Below are 17,362 nucleotides of genomic sequence, written 5' to 3' on the forward strand. Positions count from 1 at the left end.
ACTTCACGTGGCCTATTACGACGTCCGGGGTCGGAGCAACTATTTCATGGAATTCGGGGAAGGCCGGCCGATTCTACTGTTGCACGGCATCAGCAATTCAGGCCGCGCCTGGGGACCGCAGATCCCGGCGCTTGTGGCGGCCGGCTATCGGGTCATCGTGCCAGACCATGCCGGCCACGGCGCATCCGCCCCTCTCTCCAGTCCGTTCGGGGTTACAGACATCACCGACGACACGCAGCAGCTTCTCGCCCACCTCGGCATCGACAGCCTCGACGTGGTCGGCCTGTCCCTTGGTGGCATGGTGGCCCTGGAGCTGGCACTGCGTGAACCGTCCAGAATTCAGCGGCTGGTCATCGCCAACAGCTTCGACAAGACCGCGACTCCGGAATTCGCCGCCATGGCCGAAGGCTGGGCCACCGCCTTCGAGCAGCCGCATGGTCCGATCACGCGCTTTGAACAGAACTGGCTCGTTTCGGTGTCGGCGGCGTTCCGCGCCTCGGCCGAGGGCCTGCGCACCTATCAGGTGTGGCATGGCATCGCGGCGACATCCGACGGCGCATCCCTCGCGCAGGTGGCGCGCGGCATCACAACCTTCGACGTCTCCAACCGCCTCGGCGAGCTTGCGATGCCCACGCTGTTCATCGCCGGTGGCCTCGACAGGATGTCTCCAGCCGATTTGAGCCGCCGCATAGCGGAGCAAACCCCGCGCAGCACGCTCTCCATCATCGAGGGGGCCGCGCACATCTCAAACGCCGACTCCGCGGACGAATTCACCGCCGTTTTGCTGGAGTTCCTGCAACCTGCAGCATTCGACCTCACCGCGGACGCCTGACGCCCGCAGCGACAATCCACCGGCTTTGCGGGTCCGCCATCGAGTCGTGCACGGCCGGTGAAAGGCGTGGGTCCGGGCCAGGAACCCGGGCTCAGCCGTGCCGTCGTGGGGGAGCGGTCCGAATGCCAAATACGCCCCACGCACCAGCGGCAACCATGAGCGCGAGGCCGGCGAAGGTCAGCAGCGTGGGCGGATAGCCCAGAACATCACGCCATTCGGGAACAATCAGGGCGGCGGTGTTGAAGTCGGCGCCGCTGCTGCGACAGAGGCTCGATGCCGCCTCGCTCGCCACCATCTCCTGCTCGATCCGGCCGACCAGCACCCGCGCCTCGCCGCTCTCGCCCGGCATCTCCTGCATATGCACAAGCAATGCGCGGAGCGCGCCGAGATAGGCGTGGAGACAGGTATTGAAGGGATTATCCTCATCGGTGAGGCTGCCCGGCACCAGCCCCCAGAAGCAATAGGTGCGCTGCAGGGCGGCGAAGTTCGCCAGCCGGCGGAACGTGGGGTCGGTGCGCTGCTGGCTTCCGGCGAGGGCCCGGATGGCGCCCGCATGACGCGCCACCACCGCCATCTCGCCATGGGTGAGGCTTGGGATGACCAGACCGTTCGCGGCGAGCGTGCCCGCATCGACGGCGCGATGCGCGCTCGCCCCATCAGGCCCAAGGCCCATGCAGACCAGCAGCAGAACCGCGCACGCACGGACGACCCAGCGTCGCCCGCGCGCGCCCTGCCCCATCACATCGCGCCCATCAGCGGGCGGCATAGGCCGAAGCGATCCGCCGCTCAGGCCGCAGGCTCGCCAGATAGCGCTCCGCCACAAAGCCAAAGCCGAGGCCCAGCCCTGCCCATAGAATGGCCTGCATGCCCAGCGAAGCAATGCGGAAGTCCCACAGCAGCAGGGCGGGAAACTGCTCCGGCACCTCATTCACGCCCGGCAGGGCGAGGTCAATGAGCACCACCAGGGCGGCATAGACCGCAACGCCCAGCAGCGATGCATTCCAGGCCCCCAGTCGCCAGCTGCGCCGCGCAACCGCCACCGCGACGGCCACTGCCGCCAGCGACAGGGCCAGCATGGTGAAGAAGAGCTGGGTGCGCGCGACGATCGTTTCCGGGCTGCCCACCGCCGGTGGCGTGGGCGGAAACTTCAGCCCCGGCACCAGGACGAGCGCCACGAAGCCCACGGCGGCGAGCAGGGCGGACGCCCCGCGCGGGCCCAGCGGCGTGAGCCGGCCATAGGAGAAGGAAAAGGCGAGCGAAAACAAACCGCCAAGCGCCGCCCCGAAGGTGACCACGCCGGTAAACAGGCCCAATCCGGCCTGCACGTCGCGGCTCACCAGCTCAGGCTCGGGCGCCTCGCCCTTGGCCTGGCTCGCAGCCTCTTCCAAAGCGATGGCGTGATCCACCGCGGGCTCGCCGAAAACCCGCGCGAATCCAAACGCGAGCAACCCCGCCACGGCACCGACGATCATGCCGCGGAGCAAGAGATTTCCGACCATGATGCGCCTCAGTGACAGGGGAAGCCGAGCAGATGGCGTCCGTCATGGACGAATTCATGGACGTAGGAGCCCGAGATCAACGAGGTTGCCCCCTCCTCCGCACCCACGAAATAGATGGCAAGGAGCAGGATCAGGCCCGCGAATACGGCCCAAGGCAGAATCTCCGCCACCGGAATCGGCGCGGGCCGGGCTACAGGCTTCAGGATAATGTCAGACATGGTGCACTCCCGGGATGGCGCGTCCCACTGGGCGGATATGGTCGTTTGGGATTAGGCCTGACTTCCGGATCCCGAAGGATCGCGGTTACAGTGGCGCGACCGTGCCGGACTCACACCGGCTTCCAATCCCGCAAACGACGCGCCAAGCTAGGCTTCGCAGTTGACGGCTGTCAACCGATGGCTTCGCCTGCGATGCCCGTTTTCCGGCGGAGGGCCCCTCGCTGCATCGCCTGACCCTGCTTTGCCACGGCCCGAGCACACCCGCTGTGCCCATGGCCTTTCCCATCGACGAGCCGCTGGACGCGGCGGCGCTGCCCGCCCTTTCCGTGCTGCGCGAGGGCCTGGGCCGCGTGGACCGCTGCCTTACCAGCCCCCTGCTGCGCGCGCGGCAGACGGCGGCGGCATTGGCGCAGGACGTCACGGTGGAGCCGGCTCTGCGCGAGCTCGACCTTGGGCAGTGGCGGGGCCGCGCTTTGCGGGACATTCACGACCGCGAACCGGAGGCCGCCGCCCTCTGGCTTTCGGCGCCGGACGCCGTTCCCCACGGGGGAGAATCCCGCGCTCAGCTGCAAGCGCGCGTCGGCGCCTGGCTCAACGCCCAGATGGCGGGGCGCGGGCACACCCTGTGCGTGACCCATGCCGCCGTGATCCGCGCCGCCGTGCTCCACACCCTCGGCTCACCGCCGGACGCCTTCTGGCGGCTGGATATCGAGCCCCTCAGCCGAACCGCGCTGCGCTGCGATGGGCGCCGCTGGGCCCTGCGCGGCCTCAACGCGCCACCCTCATAAAGGCCGCGCTTACAAACGAAATCGGAGCCGTTTCGCGGCACGGCGAAATGCTCTAGCAGAGGCGCTCCCCGCATGCGGCCCGCGCAGGCGGGGCTGCGGCTTTTCAGAGACGAAACATGCGCGATCACGGCGGCGATATGGATCGGGCGCAAGCCCAATATGGCGCGGGCGACTGGCTGGACCTTTCAACGGGTATCAACCCCTGCCCCTATCCCGTGCCGGCGCTGCCGCCCCACGCCTGGGCCGCCCTGCCCGCCGCGAGCGAGATCGCCGCGCTGGAGGCGGTGGCGCAGGCGGCGTACCGCACACGGGCACATGTGGTCGCCCTTTCGGGAGCGCAGGCCGCCATTCAGCTGATGCCGCGCCTGCTGCCACCCGGCCGGGCGCGGGTGCTCGGCCCCACCTACAACGAGCACGCCGCCGCGCTCGACACCATGGGCTGGTCGGTCGAGACCACCCGCGACATGGCGGCCCTGCCCGGGGCCGATCTTGCCGTCGTGGTGAACCCTAACAATCCCGACGGCCGCCGTCTTACGCCCGAGGCGCTTTCCGCCCTGGCCGGGCAGGTTTCGCTGCTGGTGGTGGATGAGAGCTTCGGCGATGCCGAGCCCGCGCTCTCGCTGCTGCCTGCGCTTGGACTGCGGACGGACAACGTGGTCGTGCTGCGCTCCTTCGGCAAATTCTATGGCCTGGCGGGTGTCCGGCTGGGCTTCGCGGTCACGGGCTCAGCCCTGGCGGCGCGGCTGCGGGGGCTGGCCGGCCCCTGGGCGGTGAATGGCCCGGCCATCGCCATCGGGCGCGCGGCGCTGGCCGATGCCGACTGGCGCGCGGACACCATCCGCCGCCTTGTCGCCGATGCGCGGCGCCTGGATGAGCTCGCGGCAGCCTGCGGCTGGCGGCTGGTGGGCGGAACCGAGCTGTTTCGCACCTATGAGACGGGGGACGCGGCGAGGGTCCGGGACCGGCTCGCCCGCGACCATATCTGGTCCCGCGCCTTTCCGTGGTCGCAGGGCTGGCTGCGGCTGGGGCTGGCGGGCACGGCGGCCGGCTGGCAGCGTCTCGAAGCCACCCTATCGCGCCTCTGAAAGCAGGCCCTCGACATCCAGGTGCTGTTCCAGATGCTCCGCCAGGGCATCCAGCGTCTGCTCCACGGAGGCTTCATAGCCAAGCGTGGAGTGGGCGCCCAACTCCGCCAGCATGGCGGCACGAAAGCGGTCGTCGCGGAACATGCCGTGCAGGTAGCTGCCCGCCACCAGCCCATCGGTGCTGACAGCGCCTTCCGGCGCGCCATCGACGAAGGCGAAGGGGCGGGCGCGATCTGTGCCCTCGGTGCGGCCGATATGGATCTCGTAGCCGTGGAATGCGGCGCCCGACGCGGCGTGCACCGCAGCCACCTCGGTCAGGCGCTTGTCGGGTGTCATCGCCGTTTCCACGTCCAGCAGCCCCAGGCCACGATCACAGCCCCCGGGCCCCTCGATCCCGTGCGGATCGTCAACCGTCCGGCCCAGCATCTGGTAGCCGCCGCAAATGCCGAGCACGCGCCCGCCCCGGCGGCGATGGGCCATGAGATCCACGTCCCATCCCTGCTGCCGCAGGAAAGCGAGGTCGCCGCGCGTGGACTTGGTGCCGGGGATGATGACGAGATCCGCGTCGCCGGGAATGGGCCGGCCGGGGCCGAGCAGCGTCAGGCGCACGCCCGGTTCCTGCGCCAGGGGGTCGAGGTCGTCGAAATTGGCGATCCTCGAGAGCACCAGGCAGACCACATGCACGCCTTCGGCGCGGCGGGGCGCGGCAAGGTCCAGCGCATCCTCCGCCGGCAGCTTCCACCCTTCCGCGAACCACGGGCACACGCCGAAGCCGCGCCAGCCGGTGCGGGCGCCGATCAAGGCATAGCCATCGTCGAACAGGCTCGGATCCCCGCGAAACTTGTTGATGATGAAGCCCTTCACCAGCGCCGCATCCTCCAGGTCCATCACCGCCTGCGTGCCGACGATCTGGGCGATCACGCCGCCCCGGTCGATGTCCCCGGCGAGCACCACCGGCGTCCCGGCCGCGCGGGCAAAGCCCATATTGGCGATGTCGCCCTTGCGCAGGTTCACTTCCGCCGGGCTGCCCGCGCCTTCCACGATGACGAGATCATGGGCGGCCTTCAGGCGCCCGAAGCTCTCCAGCACGGTTTCCAGCAGCTGCGGCTTCAGCTTGAAATATTCCCGAGCGCGGGCGGTCGCGAGGCGCTTGCCCTGGACGATGATCTGCGCCCCCACGTCACTCTCGGGCTTCAGCAGAACCGGGTTCATGTCCGTATGGGGAAGAAGGCCGCAGGCGCGCGCCTGCAGGGCCTGGGCCCGGCCGATCTCGCCCCCGTCCGCGGTCACCGCCGCATTGTTGGACATGTTCTGCGGCTTGAAGGGCGCGACGCTCAAGCCGCGCCGTCGGGCGGCGCGGCACAGGCCGGCCACCAGAAGGGACTTGCCGACATTGCTGCCGGTGCCCTGGATCATCACCGAGCGGCCCATTCGCCCCTCACACCGGATGGAAAAGAAGCGACAGGATGTAGCCCTTCGGCAGCAACAGCCCCGGCGGAACGTCCAACCCCTGGGCCAGGAGTTCCGGCAGGAGATGGGTGTGCGGCCCCTCGGGCGAGCGACCATCGGGCGGCGGAATGGGCGCATCCACCTCCGCCCGCACGCACGGAGCCTCCACCACCCGCACCGGGCTATGCGCGAGCACCAGCGGGGCGATGCCGGCGAGCACCAGGGGCCAGGGCGCACCGCACCGGGCGGCGACCTCGCCAGCGATGTCCGGCCCGCAGCGGATGGAAAAGCGCGCCGCGCGGCGCGCGAGGCCGATATCGAAACGCGCCCCGCCGGCGTCACGCGCCAGCAGCGAATCCCCATCGGGACCCAGCGCCGTCAGCTCGGCCGGGCCCGCCGGCCCCACCCGCCCGGCGGGCACCGCGAAGGCGAGAAGAGGCGCGTTTGCGCCGCGCGGGATTTCGAAAGCGGTGAGGTAGGGGGGCGCCTGCAGCCGCAGGGCCGCGCGGGGAGTGCGCAGGGTCAGGCTCTCCCCGTCACGCGCGGCCTCATAGGGCTCGTCCGGATCGCGCAGCACTTCCGCCACCGCCCCAAAAACGCCGGCGACGAAGGCGCCCTGAGCAGACGCGAAACGGTGCTCCACCTGATCAAGAAGCGCGCTTCCGCGCCATGGCAGGCGCCGCAGGGCGAGCCCCATCGCGGCGGCGCGCGCTGGCAGCTCCGCCCAGATGCGCTGGCGGGTGGCCTCGTCCGTGCCGCCCCAAATGGCGATCTCGTCTCGCGTCCGCGCGCAGCCCCGGCACTGGCCGCTCGCCTCATCCATGGCGCAGGCGCCGATGCAGGGGCTGGCCGGACGGGGCTTGTCCACCGCCATGTTCATCAGAACTCGATCCCCATCTGTGCCTTCACCCCGCTGCGGAAGGGATGCTTCACCAGCGTCATTTCCGTCACCAGATCGGCAATTTCGATCAGCTCCGGCCGGGCGTTGCGGCCGGTGAGGCAGACGTGAGTCATCTCCGGCTTCCGGGTCAGAAGAAAATCCACAACCTCGGCGATGTCCAGGTATTCATAGCGCAGGGCAATGTTGATCTCATCCAGGAGCACAAACCGGATTTGCGGGTCGAGGATCTGCTCCATGGCAACGCGCCACCCCGCCTGGGCGGCGGCCACGTCCCGGTCGCGATCCTGGGTTTCCCACGTAAAGCCCTCTCCAGACACGAAAAAACGACATTCCGCGCCGAATCGCTCGCGCAGCAGCGTCTTTTCACCGGTCTCGCGATCACCCTTGATGAACTGCACCACCGCGCAGGGCATGCCATGGGCGATGCAGCGCAGGACCATGCCGAATCCGGAAGATGACTTGCCCTTCCCCGCGCCTGTGTGAACGATAACCAAGCCTTTTTCCTCGGTCTTGGATTTCATCAGCTCATCACGCGCGGCCTTGACGGCTTTCATCTTGGCGTTGTGGCGAGCGGCGCGGTCATCCATGCCCGGCTCCTTCGTGCTTGACAGGGTTGGGCGTTCGGGCACATTTCCCCCGAAGCTGGTGTCTGTGTAAACAGATGAAAAGGGAATGCGCCAAGCCAAAAGGGCTCCAAAGCCCCGGCCCAAGCGCAGCCGCCCCCGCGACCGTGACCGGAGAAGGTCACCCACCGCCACTGGTCCTTGGGACCGGGAAGGCCGGGTGACCACCAGAGGGCCGAGATAGGCCCTGTCTGATATCCGCAAGCCGGGAGACCTGCCAGCTCCAACCGACGAAGCCGGCGGGGTGCACCGGTGTCGGGAGGGTGCGTGCGCGCGCCCACCCGCCTCAAGCTCCCCGCTGCCATCGCCATAGGGGATGCAGGCGCAATGCCGGCTCCCTCTGGCTCGCAGATCTGGGACGCAAGCGCGCCATGGCCACTCTCGAAAAGCTGCCGGTCACCGTCATCACGGGCTTTCTCGGCTCCGGCAAGACAACGCTCATCAGCCATCTCATGCGCAATCCGGGCGGCCGGCGCCTCGCGGTGGTGGTCAACGAGTTCGGCGACGTGGGCGTGGATGGCGAGATCCTCAAGGGCTGCGCCATTCCCGAGTGCCCGGCGGAAAACATCATCGAGCTCGCCAATGGCTGCATCTGCTGCACCGTCGCCGATGAGTTCATTCCCACCATCGAGGCGCTGATGGCCCTCGAGCCGCGGCCAGATCACATCCTCATCGAAACCAGCGGCCTCGCGCTGCCCAAGCCGCTGGTGAAGGCCTTCGACTGGCCCGACATCCGCTCGCGCATCACCGTCGATGGCGTGATTGCGCTCGCCGACGCGGAGGCGGTGGCCGCCGGCCGGTTCGCGCCCGACGTGGCGGCGGTGGACCGCCAGCGGCAGGCTGACGCCAGCATCGACCACGAAACGCCGCTCAGCGAGGTGTTCGAGGATCAGATCTCCTGCGCCGACATCGTCCTGCTCACCAAGGCGGACCTTGCGGGCGCGGAGGGCGTGGCCAAGGCCAAGGCGATCATCCATGCGGAAGCCCCGCGCGCCCTGCCCATCATCGAGGTGGTGGAGGGGGCGGTGGATCCGCGCGTGATCCTGGGCCTGGGCGCCGCGGCGGAGGACGACCTTGCCGCCCGCCCCAGCCACCACGACACCGCCGCCGACCACGACCATGACGATTTCGACAGCGTCGTCATCGACATTCCCGAGCTGGCCGATCCCGCGGAGCTGGTCTCGCGCCTCGCGGAGCTGGCGGACCGGCAGAACATCCTGCGGGTGAAGGGCTACGCGGCGGTGGCCGGCAAGCCCATGCGCCTGCTGGTGCAGGCCGTGGGCGCGCGGGTGCGCCACCAGTATGACCGGCCCTGGGCACCGGACGAGCCCCGCGCCGGGCGGCTGGTGGTGATCGCCGAGCATGACGACATCGACGCGGGCGCCATCCGCAGCGTCCTGGTGCCGTCCGCACGTGCCGCCGAATAGGCCATGCACGTCGTTTTCCGCGAAAGCCGGGGTCTGGAAGAGACCGAGACGCCCACCGACCTCGGCCAGAGCCCGGCGGATCTGGTGGTGCTGTCCTTCTCGGACTCCGATCTCGGGGCCTTCGCGGCCGGCTGGCACCGCGATGGTGGGGGCGGCATGCCGACCCTGCGGCTCGCCAACATCGCGGCCCTGCGCCATCCCCTCTCCGTCGACACTTATGTGGAGCGCACGCTCAGCGGCGCGCGGGGCATCCTGATCCGCCTCATCGGCGGCCAACCCTATTGGCCCTACGGCCTGAGCCAGATCGAGGCTCTCGCGCGCGCGAAGGGCATCGCGCTCGCCGTCTTGCCGGCCGATGGGCGGCCGGACGCGCGGCTCGATGCCATGTCCACCGTGCCGCCCTCGACCCTGAAGCGGCTAGCGGAGCTGTGCGATGCCGGCGGCGCGGTGGCGGCCCAGGCCGCCCTGGCGCAGCTGGCGCTCGCTGCCGGGCTCTATGCTCCGCCCGTGCCCGGCAGCAAGACGGTGCCGGACTTCGGCACCTGGACGCCAGAGAAGGGTGTGGAGCGCGACGACAAGCCACCCGCTCCCGAGGACGGGCCAGCGCCCATGCCGCTGGTGGTCGTGGTGTTCTACCGCGCCTATCTGGTGGCGGACGATCTGGCACCCGTGGAAGCACTCTTCGCGGCCCTGCGCGCGCGCGGCTTCCATGTGCTGGGCCTGTTCGCCCCCTCTCTGAAGGCGGAGAGGACGGGGGCGTGGCTGGAAGCGCGGCTGGCGGCGCTGCGCCCTGTCGCCATCGTCAACGCCACTGCATTTTCGGGGCGTGGCGCGGAGCGAGCCTCCCCCCTGGACGCGGCCGGCGTGCCGGTGTTCCAGGTGGCGCTGGCAACCTCGACCCGTGAGGCCTGGGAAGAGGCCGAGCGCGGCCTTTCGCCGGCGGACCTTGCCATGCATGTGGTGCTGCCGGAGGTGGATGGGCGGATCTTCGCCGGGGTCGCCTCCTTCAAGGCACCGGCGGCGCGTGACGCTGATCTTCAGTTCTCCCGACAGATCCACGCCCCCCATCCCGAGCGCATCGCCGCCATCGCCGATCGGGTAGCCGCCTGGCATCGGCTGGCGACACGGCCGGCGGCGGAACGGCGGCTGGGGCTGATGCTCTCCACCTATCCGGGCCGCGATTGGAACATGGCCCATGCCGTGGGCCTGGACGCGCTCGCCTCGGCCGAGGCAATCCTGGCCGACCTGTCGGCGGCGGGATACGAGGCGGAGCCTCAATCTCCCCTCGCCGCGCAATTCCGCGAAGAGCGCCTCCAATGGCCGATGGGGCACTACAAGGCCGCCCTGGCGGGCCTGCCGGCGCCCCTTCGCGCCGACCTTGCCGCGGCATGGGGGGCGCCGGAGGACGACCCCGACGCGACGCCGGAGGCCTTCACCTTCGCTGCCGTGCGGCGCGGGCGGGTGGTGGTCGCGCTCCAGCCGGAGCGGGGCCTCAAGGCGCAGCGGGACGGCGAGTATCACGACCTCGCCCGGGTGCCGCGCCATGCTTATGTCGCCTTCTATCTCTGGCTCCGCAATGAGGTGGACGCCCTGGTGCATATCGGCGCGCATGGCACGCTGGAATGGCTGCCGGGCAAGGCGGTCGCGCTCTCGCATACCTGCTGGCCCGAGGCGCTGATCGGCGATCTCCCGGTCATCTACCCCTTCATCGTCAACGACCCCGGCGAGGCCGCCCAGGCCAAGCGGCGCATCGGCGCGGTGACATTGGGCCATATTCCGCCGCCCCTGAAGACGGGCGGCGCGCCGACCCATTTCGCTCATCTGGAAGCCCTGCTGGACGAATTCTCAAATGCCGACGGGCTCGACCCCAAGCGGCGCGCCCGCCTTATCCGCGACATCCGGGACGAAGCCCGGGCCCTGGGGGTGGAAAGCGATCTCGGCATCGACGCGAGCCTCAGCGCCCACGAGGCGGTGACGCGCATCGACCGCTTCGTGTGCGACATCAAGGAGAGCCAGTTCGGCGCCGGCCTTCATGTGTGGGGCCGGGCGCCCGCCATGTCCGGCGCCTTTGATGGCAGGGCCTCGGCGGCGGCGGAACGCCAGTCCCTGCTCGATGCCCTCGATGGCCGGCGGATCGAGCCGGGGCCGTCGGGCTCCCCCTATCGCGGCCGGTCCGATGTGCTGCCCACGGGGCGCAATCTCTTCACCACGGATCCGCGCGCGGTGCCGACCCGCGCCGCTTATGCCCAGGGCGTGCAGCTCGCCGAGGAACTGGTGCGCCGCCACCTTCAGGACGAGGGCGACTGGCCGCGCGCCCTCATCGTCGATCTGTGGGGCTCGGCCACCATGCGCACGGCGGGCGAGGAATTCGCCATGGCGCTCGCGCTCATTGGCGTGCGGCCGGTGTGGGATATGGGGTCGGAGCGGGTGTCCCGGGTCGAGATCCTGCCCATCGCCGAGCTGGAACGCCCGCGCATGGATGTGACGCTGCGCATTTCCGGCCTGTTCCGCGACGTCTTCCCCACCCTGTCCGCCATGTTCCAGCAGGCCGTGCGCGCCCTGGCCGAGCGCGACGAGGAGCGCGAATGGAACCCCTATGTGGGCCGCGCGGAACCCCGGGTCTACGGTCCCGCCCCCGGCGCGTTCGGCCTCGGCATGGGGGAGGCGATGGAGGATTATTCGCAGGACGGTCGCCTTGCCGCCGGTGCCGCCTGGCTGGCGGCCAGCGCCTTCGCCCATGACGGCGCGAGCGCGCGCCGTGACGAGGCAGGGCTGCGGGAGCGCGTGGCGGCGGCCGACGCCTTCGTGCATCTCCAGGACCTGCCCGAAACCGACCTGCTGCTGGCCGAGGACTATGCGCGCCACGAAGCCGGCTTTGCCGCCGCGCGCGACCATGCCGGCGGCAAGGCGGTGCTTTACCACCTGGACAATACCGACCCGGCCCGCCCCCGGGCCCGCGCGCTGGCGGAAGAAATCGCGCGGGTGGTGCGCGCCCGCGCCGGCAATCCCGCCTGGATCGAGGGCATGCGCCGCCACGGCTTTCGCGGTGCCGCCGAGATTGCTGTGACGCTGGAGAACATGGCCGCGTTCGCGCACTTGGCGAGCGTCGTTCCGGCCCATCTGTTCGACCTCTATTGGGATGCGACCCTTGGCAATGCCGATGTCGCCGCTTTCCTGCAGGAGGCCAATCCGGCGGCGCTCGCGGCCATGCGCGCGCGCTTCGCCGCCCTCCACGCGGCGGGGCTGTGGACCACGCGGCGCAACGCCATCGCCGCCGCACTGGATGATGGGCGATGAGCGCGCCGGCCATCAAGGGATGGTGCCCCGGCGCCCATCGCCCCATGATGTCCGGTGACGGGCTCGTGGTGCGCGTGCGCCCGCCACGGGGCGAGCTGACGCCGGAACAGGCCCGTGGCCTTGCCCATCTCGCCACTACCCACGGGCACGGCATGCTGGAACTGACCAACCGCGCCAATGTGCAGGTGCGCGGCGTCCTGCCCGCCGCCCATGCCGCGCTGCGCGACGGGCTGGCCGCCCTGGGCCTGCTCGATGCGGATGGCGACGCGGAGAGCCATCGCAACATCGTGGTCAACCCTTTCCGGCCGCAGGCCATCGACGATCCCGAGACCCATTGCGCCGAAGGGCTGGCGCTGGGGCTGGCGGCGCCTGAATTCCAGCCCCTGCCGTCCAAGTTCGGCTTCATCGTCGATGCCGGCCCGCAGCGGCGGCTCGCGGAGGTGAGCGCAGATGTCCGCATCGAGTCCTCGGCATCCGGGCTGATGGTCCGCCTGGACGGCTGCGCACATGGCCGCAGGGTCGCGGACGCAGAGGCCGCTGTGCGGCTGGCGCTGGAAGCCGCGAGCTGGTTCATTACCTCCGGAGGCATCGCCGCCGATGGACGGGGGCGCATGCGCCGGCACCTGGCCGGAGGCGCGCCGCTGCCCCCCATGCTCACCGGTGATGCCGCGCCCAATGGGGATGCGGCCCGGCCTTTGCCGGGGCTGTGCGCGGAGGGGCTCAACATCGCGGCTGCCTTCGGCCAGTTCCGGGCGCAGGACTTCTGCCGTCTTGCGGACAGTGGCACGCGCGTCCTGCGCATCACCCCATACCGGATGATCCATCTGGCCGACCTTCGCGATGCCCGCCCTTTCAATGGCGACCTCATCGCGACGCCGGATGATCCCTTGCTCGGCGTCATCGCCTGCACCGGGGCGCCGGGCTGCCCCCAGGCCAGCGTGGAGACGCGTGCGCTCGCCCGCCGTCTCGCGCCGCGCCTGCCCCGGGGTGTCACCCTCCACGTTTCCGGCTGCGCGAAGGGCTGCGCCCTGCCCGGCCCGGCCGACCTGACCCTGGTGGGCCGGGATGGCGCCTTCGACCTTGTCACCCACGCCGCCCCCTGGGACGCGCCCGCGCGCCGCGCGATCGCTCCGGACCAGGTGCTCGCGGTCATCAGCGGGTAAAAGATGCCCTACGAATACGAAACCGACGGCGCGGCCATCTATGCGCGCTCCTTCTCCATTATCCGCGCGGAGGCGGACCTCGCGCGCTTCGCCCCCGACGAAGAGCAGGTGGCCGTGCGCATGATCCACGCCGCCGGCATGGTCGGCCTGGAAGCGCACATCCGCTTTTCGCCCGGCATGGTGGCGGCCGCGCGCGCGGCGCTGGAAGCCGGCGCCCCCATTTTCTGCGACGCCCGCATGGTGAGCGAGGGCATCACCCGCAAGCGGCTGCCGGTGGACAATGCGGTGATCTGCACCCTGCATGAGCCGGAGGTCGCAGCCCTCGCGGCGCGGCTCAAGACCACCCGTTCGGCGGCGGCGCTGGAGCTGTGGCGGCCACGGCTGGAAGGCGCGGTGGTGGCCATCGGCAACGCGCCCACCGCGCTGTTCCACCTGCTGGAGATGCTGGAAATGCCGGACTGCCCCCGCCCGGCGGCCATCATCGGCTGCCCCGTCGGCTTCGTCGGCGCGCAGGAATCGAAGGCCGCCCTGTGGGCCTCGGCCGCCGCCCCCTGCATGATCGTGGACGGGCGGCTTGGCGGCAGCGCCATCACCGTCGCCGCCATCAACGCCATTGCGAGCCGCGCCGAATGAGCATGGGCACCATCTATGGCGTGGGCCTCGGGCCCGGCGATCCGGAACTGATGAGCGTGAAGGCCGACCGGCTGGTGCGCCGGGCGGCGCATGTGGCCTATTTCCGCAAGAGCGGCCTTGCCGGGCGCGCGCGCGGGATCGTCACCGGCCTGCTGCGCGCGGATGCCCGCGAGCACCCCATGGACTATCCGCTGACGACGGAAATTCCAGTTTCCGACCCCCGCTACAACGCCGCCCTCTCCGCCTTCTACGCCACATCGAGCGCGCATCTGCGGGCGCTGGCGGAAAGCGGGGAAGACGTGATGGTGCTGTGCGAGGGCGACCCCTTTTTCTACGGCTCGTTCATGCATCTCCACATTCGCCTGCGCGGCCATGTCCCGGTGGAGGTGGTGCCCGCCATCACCGGCATGTCCGCCGCCTGGACGGCCACCGGGGCGCCGGTGACCTGGGGCGACGATGCCTTGACCGTGCTCGCCGGCACCCTGCCGGAAGCCGAGCTCGCCCGCCGGATGGCGGAGGCCGAGGCGCTGGTGGTGATGAAAATCGGGCGCAATCTCGGCCGCGTGCGCCGGGCGCTCGAAAGCAGCGGCAAGGCAGATGCGGCCTTCCTGGTGGAATATGCCAGCATGGCGGAGGAGCGCGTCATTCCCCTGCACGAGGTGAAGGGGGAGGCCGCGCCCTACTTCTCCATCATTATCGTCCACGGCCAGGGACGGCGGCCATGAGTGAGGTGGCCATCGTGAGCGCGGGCTGGCTCGCCATCGCCGGGCTCGGCCCGGGAGATGATCTGCTTGTGACGCCAGAGGTGACGGCGGCGCTGGAGCAGGCGACGGACGTGGTCGGCTACATCCCCTATGTGCGGCGCGTGGCGCCGCGCGTGGGGCTGAACCTGCACGAGAGCGACAATCGGGTGGAGATCGACCGCGCGCGCCACGCCCTGGCCCTCGCCGCGCAAGGGCGGCGTGTGGTGGTGGTGTCTTCCGGCGATCCCGGCGTGTTCGCCATGGCCTCGGCGGTGTTCGAGGCGGTGGAGCAGGGCGACCCCGGCTGGCGTGAGCTGGACATCCGCGTGCTGCCGGGGGTCACCGCCATGCTGGCCGCCGCCGCCCGCGTGGGCGCCCCCCTGGGGCACGATTTCTGCGCCATCAACCTGTCGGACAATCTCAAGCCCTGGAGCCTGGTCGCCCGCCGCCTCGCGCTGGCGGCGGAGGCCGATTTCGCCATGGCGCTCTACAATCCCCGCTCCAGGGCCCGGCCGGACGGCTTTGCCCAGGTGCTCAATCTCCTGCGGGCCTCATGCGCGCCGGAGCGCGTGCTGATCTTCGCCCGCGCCGTCTCGACACCAGAGGAGGCGATCCGCGTCGTTCCCCTGTCCGAGGCGCGGCCGGAGATGGCGGACATGCGCACGGTGGTGCTGGTGGGCTCCTCGCACACGCGCATCATCGCGCGGGCGGGCCGCCCCATCGTCTACACGCCAAGGTCGGTGTCCGCATGAACGACCCAGTCGAGCACCGCCTCAACGCTCCCCACCTCATGCCGCGCCAGTCCCTGGGGCCGGTCGATCATGATCACCGGCAGCCCCAGCGTGCGCGCCGCGGCGATCTTGGCATAGGCGCCCGTGCCACCGGAATTCTTGGAGACCACCAGGCGAATTCCATGCGCCTCCATCAACGCGCGGTCCGCCTCCGCCGTGAACGGACCGCGATCCACGATCACGTGGTGATTGGGGAACGGCATGGGAGCCTTGGGCGGCTCCACCAGCCGCAGCAGGTAGAAATGCTGGAGGTTGGGGGTGAATTCCGCCAGATGCATGCGCCCCACCGCCAGCATCACCCGGCATGGCTCCCGGTCCAGCGCCGCGACCGCGCCGGCGATATCCGGCACGCGGATCCAGCGATCGCCCTCCACCGGCACCCACGGCGGGCGAGTCAGCGCCACCAGGGGCACGCCGAGGGCGGTGCAGGCAGCCACGGCATGGGCGCTCATCTGCGCGGCGAAGGGATGGGTGGCGTCGATCACATGGGTGATGCCATGCTCGCGCACATAGGCCTTGAGCCCCTCCACCCCGCCGAACCCGCCGACGCGCTGTGGCAAGGGCTGGGCCGGCAGGCGCTCCACCCGCCCCGCGAACGAAACGGTGCCCGACATCCCCGCCGCCACCACGGCGCGGGCAAGGGCCGCCGCCTCGGTGGTTCCGGCCAGGATCAGGAGGTTGGGACGCATGCCTGAGACTCCGTGGCTCACCATCATCGGGGTGGGCGAAGATGGACTGGAAGGCCTGCCCCCCGCAAGCCGCGCCGCGCTCGCCTCGGCCGAGGTGGTGATGGGCGCCGCACGCCACCTGTCGCTTGCGCCCGGCCTTGGGGCGGAGCGCGTGGTGTGGCCGGTGCCGTTCGCCGATGGGCTGCCCCTGCTGCGCGGCTTCAGCGGCCGCCGGGTGGCCGTGCTGGCATCCGGCGACCCGTTCTGGTTCGGCCTCGGCAGCGTGATTGCGCGAGAGTTCCGCCCCGGGGAATGGCGCGCGCTGCCCGCCCCTTCCACCTTTTCCCTGGCCGCGGCGCGGCTGGGCTGGCCCCTGGAGCGCACCTCCTGCCTCGGCCTCCATGCGGCGCCGCTAACGCGGCTGCGGCCGCACCTGGCGCCCGGCGAGCGGCTCATCGTGCTGTTGCGCGATGGCGCGGCGGTGGCGGGGCTTGCGGCCTATCTTTGCGAACAGGGCTTCGGCACCAGCCGGCTCTGGGTGATGGAGGCCCTGGGCGGCCCGCGCGAACGGGTGCGCGAAGCCCGTGCGGATGGCGCACTTCCCCCCGATTGCGCCCATCCGGTCTGCATCGCGATGGAGATCGATGGCGCCGGCCGTGCGCTGCCCCGCGCCTCGGGGCTCGACGATTCCTTTTTCGCGCATGACGGGCAGATCACCAAGCGGCCGGTACGCGCGCTCGCCCTCTCCGCCCTGGCACCCCGGCCGGGGGAGCTGCTGTGGGACATTGGCGGCGGCTCCGGCTCCATCGCCATCGAATGGCTTCTCAGCCACCCGGCGACGCAGGCGGTGAGCATCGAGGCGCATGCCGAGCGCGCGGCCCGCATCCGCGCCAATGCGGAGCAGCTGGGTGTGGACCGGTTGCAGGTGGTGCAGGGGGTCGCCCCCGAGGCGCTGGAGCCCCTGCCCTCGCCCCAGGCCGTGTTCATCGGTGGCGGCCTGTCTGAAGCGCTGCTCGACGTGCTGGAGCAGCGCCTTGCGCCCGGTACCCGGCTCGTCGCCCATGCGGTGACGCTGGAGTCCGAGGCCGTGCTGGCCGCGGCGCAGGCGCGGCGCGGAGGAACGCTGCTGCGCATCGAGCTGGCCTCCGCCGGCCCCCTCGGCGAGCGGCGCGGCTGGAAGAGCGCCTATCCGGTGGTGCAGTGGAGCGGCACCCTATGATCCCGCCGGTTCAGCCACCGCCCCGC

Annotated in this window: 17 protein-coding genes and 2 riboswitches; of the genes, 10 read left to right on the top strand and 7 right to left on the bottom strand. The window is 70.5% G+C overall.

Going from position 1 to position 17,362, the window contains the following annotated elements; genetic code table 11:
* The first annotated feature begins 7 nt into the window (after window positions 1-7).
* Window positions 8-832 carry an alpha/beta fold hydrolase gene (locus tag V5F26_RS14360; protein ID WP_394946252.1) on the top strand — a complete coding sequence of 275 codons (825 nt, stop codon included), beginning with the start codon at window positions 8-10 and terminating at the stop codon, window positions 830-832.
* Window positions 833-923: 91 nt separating this feature from the next.
* On the opposite strand, the gene V5F26_RS14365 is transcribed toward V5F26_RS14360, so the two are convergent.
* Genes V5F26_RS14365 through V5F26_RS14375 form a run of 3 tightly spaced genes read right to left on the bottom strand, consistent with a single transcriptional unit; the run spans window position 924 to window position 2,549 of the window.
* Window positions 924-1,598, bottom strand: a complete 675-nt coding sequence (locus V5F26_RS14365) for a hypothetical protein (protein WP_394946253.1) — start codon at window positions 1,596-1,598, stop codon at window positions 924-926.
* Window positions 1,585-2,331, bottom strand: a complete 747-nt coding sequence (locus tag V5F26_RS14370; RefSeq protein ID WP_394056833.1) for a CbtA family protein — start codon at window positions 2,329-2,331, stop codon at window positions 1,585-1,587. Before V5F26_RS14370 ends, V5F26_RS14365 begins: the two co-directional genes overlap by 14 nt.
* A gap of 8 nt (window positions 2,332-2,339) precedes the next feature.
* Window positions 2,340-2,549, bottom strand: coding sequence for a CbtB domain-containing protein (locus V5F26_RS14375; RefSeq protein ID WP_394946254.1), 210 nt, complete (start codon window positions 2,547-2,549; stop codon window positions 2,340-2,342).
* Between the two features lies 1 nt (window position 2,550).
* Window positions 2,551-2,701, bottom strand: a riboswitch (adenosylcobalamin (AdoCbl) riboswitch).
* 84 nt (window positions 2,702-2,785) lie between these two features.
* Between V5F26_RS14375 and V5F26_RS14380 the strand changes: the two genes are divergently transcribed.
* Both V5F26_RS14380 and cobD read left to right on the top strand, forming a co-directional pair.
* Window positions 2,786-3,337 (top strand): histidine phosphatase family protein, encoded by a 552-nt coding sequence (locus tag V5F26_RS14380; RefSeq protein WP_509210559.1) that lies wholly within the window; start codon window positions 2,786-2,788, stop codon window positions 3,335-3,337.
* Window positions 3,338-3,453: 116 nt separating this feature from the next.
* Window positions 3,454-4,422 carry a threonine-phosphate decarboxylase CobD gene (gene cobD, locus V5F26_RS14385; protein ID WP_394056830.1) on the top strand — a complete coding sequence of 323 codons (969 nt, stop codon included), beginning with the start codon at window positions 3,454-3,456 and terminating at the stop codon, window positions 4,420-4,422.
* Here the strand turns inward: cobD and V5F26_RS14390 are convergent.
* From V5F26_RS14390 to cobO, 3 genes are read right to left on the bottom strand one after another with little or no spacing between them, the layout of a single operon-like run.
* Window positions 4,408-5,853, bottom strand: a complete 1,446-nt coding sequence (locus V5F26_RS14390; RefSeq protein WP_394946256.1) for a cobyric acid synthase — start codon at window positions 5,851-5,853, stop codon at window positions 4,408-4,410. The genes cobD and V5F26_RS14390 overlap by 15 nt on opposite strands.
* 7 nt (window positions 5,854-5,860) lie before the next feature.
* Window positions 5,861-6,751: a DUF1289 domain-containing protein gene (locus V5F26_RS14395; RefSeq protein ID WP_394946257.1), complete on the bottom strand. Its 891-nt coding sequence runs from the start codon at window positions 6,749-6,751 to the stop codon at window positions 5,861-5,863.
* Complete coding sequence (gene cobO, locus V5F26_RS14400; protein WP_394946258.1) at window positions 6,751-7,359, bottom strand: cob(I)yrinic acid a,c-diamide adenosyltransferase; 609 nt, start codon at window positions 7,357-7,359, stop codon at window positions 6,751-6,753. The genes V5F26_RS14395 and cobO overlap by 1 nt, the downstream gene beginning before the upstream one ends.
* Before the next feature lie 39 nt (window positions 7,360-7,398).
* A riboswitch (cobalamin riboswitch) is annotated at window positions 7,399-7,631 on the top strand.
* A 135-nt stretch (window positions 7,632-7,766) separates the two neighbouring features.
* On the opposite strand from cobO, the gene cobW reads away from it, so the two are divergent.
* From cobW to cobJ, 6 genes are read left to right on the top strand one after another with little or no spacing between them, the layout of a single operon-like run.
* Complete coding sequence (gene cobW, locus V5F26_RS14405) at window positions 7,767-8,822, top strand: cobalamin biosynthesis protein CobW (RefSeq protein ID WP_394946259.1); 1,056 nt, start codon at window positions 7,767-7,769, stop codon at window positions 8,820-8,822.
* A gap of 3 nt (window positions 8,823-8,825) precedes the next feature.
* Complete coding sequence (gene cobN, locus V5F26_RS14410) at window positions 8,826-12,119, top strand: cobaltochelatase subunit CobN (protein ID WP_394946260.1); 3,294 nt, start codon at window positions 8,826-8,828, stop codon at window positions 12,117-12,119.
* Entirely contained in the window at window positions 12,116-13,282 is a 1,167-nt protein-coding gene (gene cobG, locus V5F26_RS14415) for a precorrin-3B synthase (RefSeq protein ID WP_394946261.1), read from the top strand. Before cobN ends, cobG begins: the two co-directional genes overlap by 4 nt.
* A 3-nt stretch (window positions 13,283-13,285) precedes the next feature.
* Entirely contained in the window at window positions 13,286-13,915 is a 630-nt protein-coding gene (locus V5F26_RS14420; protein WP_394946262.1) for a precorrin-8X methylmutase, read from the top strand.
* A gap of 2 nt (window positions 13,916-13,917) precedes the next feature.
* Window positions 13,918-14,640 carry a precorrin-2 C(20)-methyltransferase gene (locus V5F26_RS14425; protein WP_394946481.1) on the top strand — a complete coding sequence of 241 codons (723 nt, stop codon included), beginning with the start codon at window positions 13,918-13,920 and terminating at the stop codon, window positions 14,638-14,640.
* Window positions 14,637-15,410 carry a precorrin-3B C(17)-methyltransferase gene (gene cobJ, locus V5F26_RS14430; RefSeq protein ID WP_394946263.1) on the top strand — a complete coding sequence of 258 codons (774 nt, stop codon included), beginning with the start codon at window positions 14,637-14,639 and terminating at the stop codon, window positions 15,408-15,410. The genes V5F26_RS14425 and cobJ overlap by 4 nt, the downstream gene beginning before the upstream one ends.
* On the opposite strand, the gene V5F26_RS14435 is transcribed toward cobJ, so the two are convergent.
* Complete coding sequence (locus V5F26_RS14435) at window positions 15,383-16,138, bottom strand: cobalt-precorrin-6A reductase (RefSeq protein ID WP_394946264.1); 756 nt, start codon at window positions 16,136-16,138, stop codon at window positions 15,383-15,385. The genes cobJ and V5F26_RS14435 overlap by 28 nt on opposite strands.
* Here V5F26_RS14435 and cbiE point away from each other — a divergent pair.
* The gene (cbiE, locus tag V5F26_RS14440) at window positions 16,137-17,336 is read left to right on the top strand and encodes a precorrin-6y C5,15-methyltransferase (decarboxylating) subunit CbiE (RefSeq protein WP_394946265.1); all 1,200 of its coding nucleotides are present in this window, start codon (window positions 16,137-16,139) and stop codon (window positions 17,334-17,336) included. The genes V5F26_RS14435 and cbiE overlap by 2 nt on opposite strands.
* Window positions 17,337-17,362 lie beyond the last annotated feature (26 nt).

The sequence above is a fragment of the Xanthobacter variabilis genome (genome assembly GCF_043831965.2).
In the GTDB taxonomy this organism is placed as follows: domain Bacteria; phylum Pseudomonadota; class Alphaproteobacteria; order Rhizobiales; family Xanthobacteraceae; genus Xanthobacter.

Excerpts from the sequence above, each read along its gene's own strand:
- V5F26_RS14365 (WP_394946253.1), bottom strand. The coding sequence starts at position 1,598 with ATGCCGCCCGCTGATGGGCGCGATGTGATGGGGCAGGGCGCGCGCGGG.
- V5F26_RS14370 (WP_394056833.1), bottom strand. The coding sequence starts at position 2,331 with ATGGTCGGAAATCTCTTGCTCCGCGGCATGATCGTCGGTGCCGTGGCG.
- V5F26_RS14375 (WP_394946254.1), bottom strand. The coding sequence starts at position 2,549 with ATGTCTGACATTATCCTGAAGCCTGTAGCCCGGCCCGCGCCGATTCCG.
- cobD (WP_394056830.1), top strand. The coding sequence starts at position 3,454 with ATGCGCGATCACGGCGGCGATATGGATCGGGCGCAAGCCCAATATGGC.
- V5F26_RS14390 (WP_394946256.1), bottom strand. The coding sequence starts at position 5,853 with ATGGGCCGCTCGGTGATGATCCAGGGCACCGGCAGCAATGTCGGCAAG.
- V5F26_RS14395 (WP_394946257.1), bottom strand. The coding sequence starts at position 6,751 with ATGAACATGGCGGTGGACAAGCCCCGTCCGGCCAGCCCCTGCATCGGC.
- cobO (WP_394946258.1), bottom strand. The coding sequence starts at position 7,359 with ATGGATGACCGCGCCGCTCGCCACAACGCCAAGATGAAAGCCGTCAAG.
- cobW (WP_394946259.1), top strand. The coding sequence starts at position 7,767 with ATGGCCACTCTCGAAAAGCTGCCGGTCACCGTCATCACGGGCTTTCTC.
- cobN (WP_394946260.1), top strand. The coding sequence starts at position 8,826 with ATGCACGTCGTTTTCCGCGAAAGCCGGGGTCTGGAAGAGACCGAGACG.
- cobG (WP_394946261.1), top strand. The coding sequence starts at position 12,116 with ATGAGCGCGCCGGCCATCAAGGGATGGTGCCCCGGCGCCCATCGCCCC.
- V5F26_RS14420 (WP_394946262.1), top strand. The coding sequence starts at position 13,286 with ATGCCCTACGAATACGAAACCGACGGCGCGGCCATCTATGCGCGCTCC.
- V5F26_RS14425 (WP_394946481.1), top strand. The coding sequence starts at position 13,918 with ATGGGCACCATCTATGGCGTGGGCCTCGGGCCCGGCGATCCGGAACTG.
- cobJ (WP_394946263.1), top strand. The coding sequence starts at position 14,637 with ATGAGTGAGGTGGCCATCGTGAGCGCGGGCTGGCTCGCCATCGCCGGG.
- cbiE (WP_394946265.1), top strand. The coding sequence starts at position 16,137 with ATGCCTGAGACTCCGTGGCTCACCATCATCGGGGTGGGCGAAGATGGA.
- V5F26_RS14435 (WP_394946264.1), bottom strand. The coding sequence starts at position 16,138 with ATGCGTCCCAACCTCCTGATCCTGGCCGGAACCACCGAGGCGGCGGCC.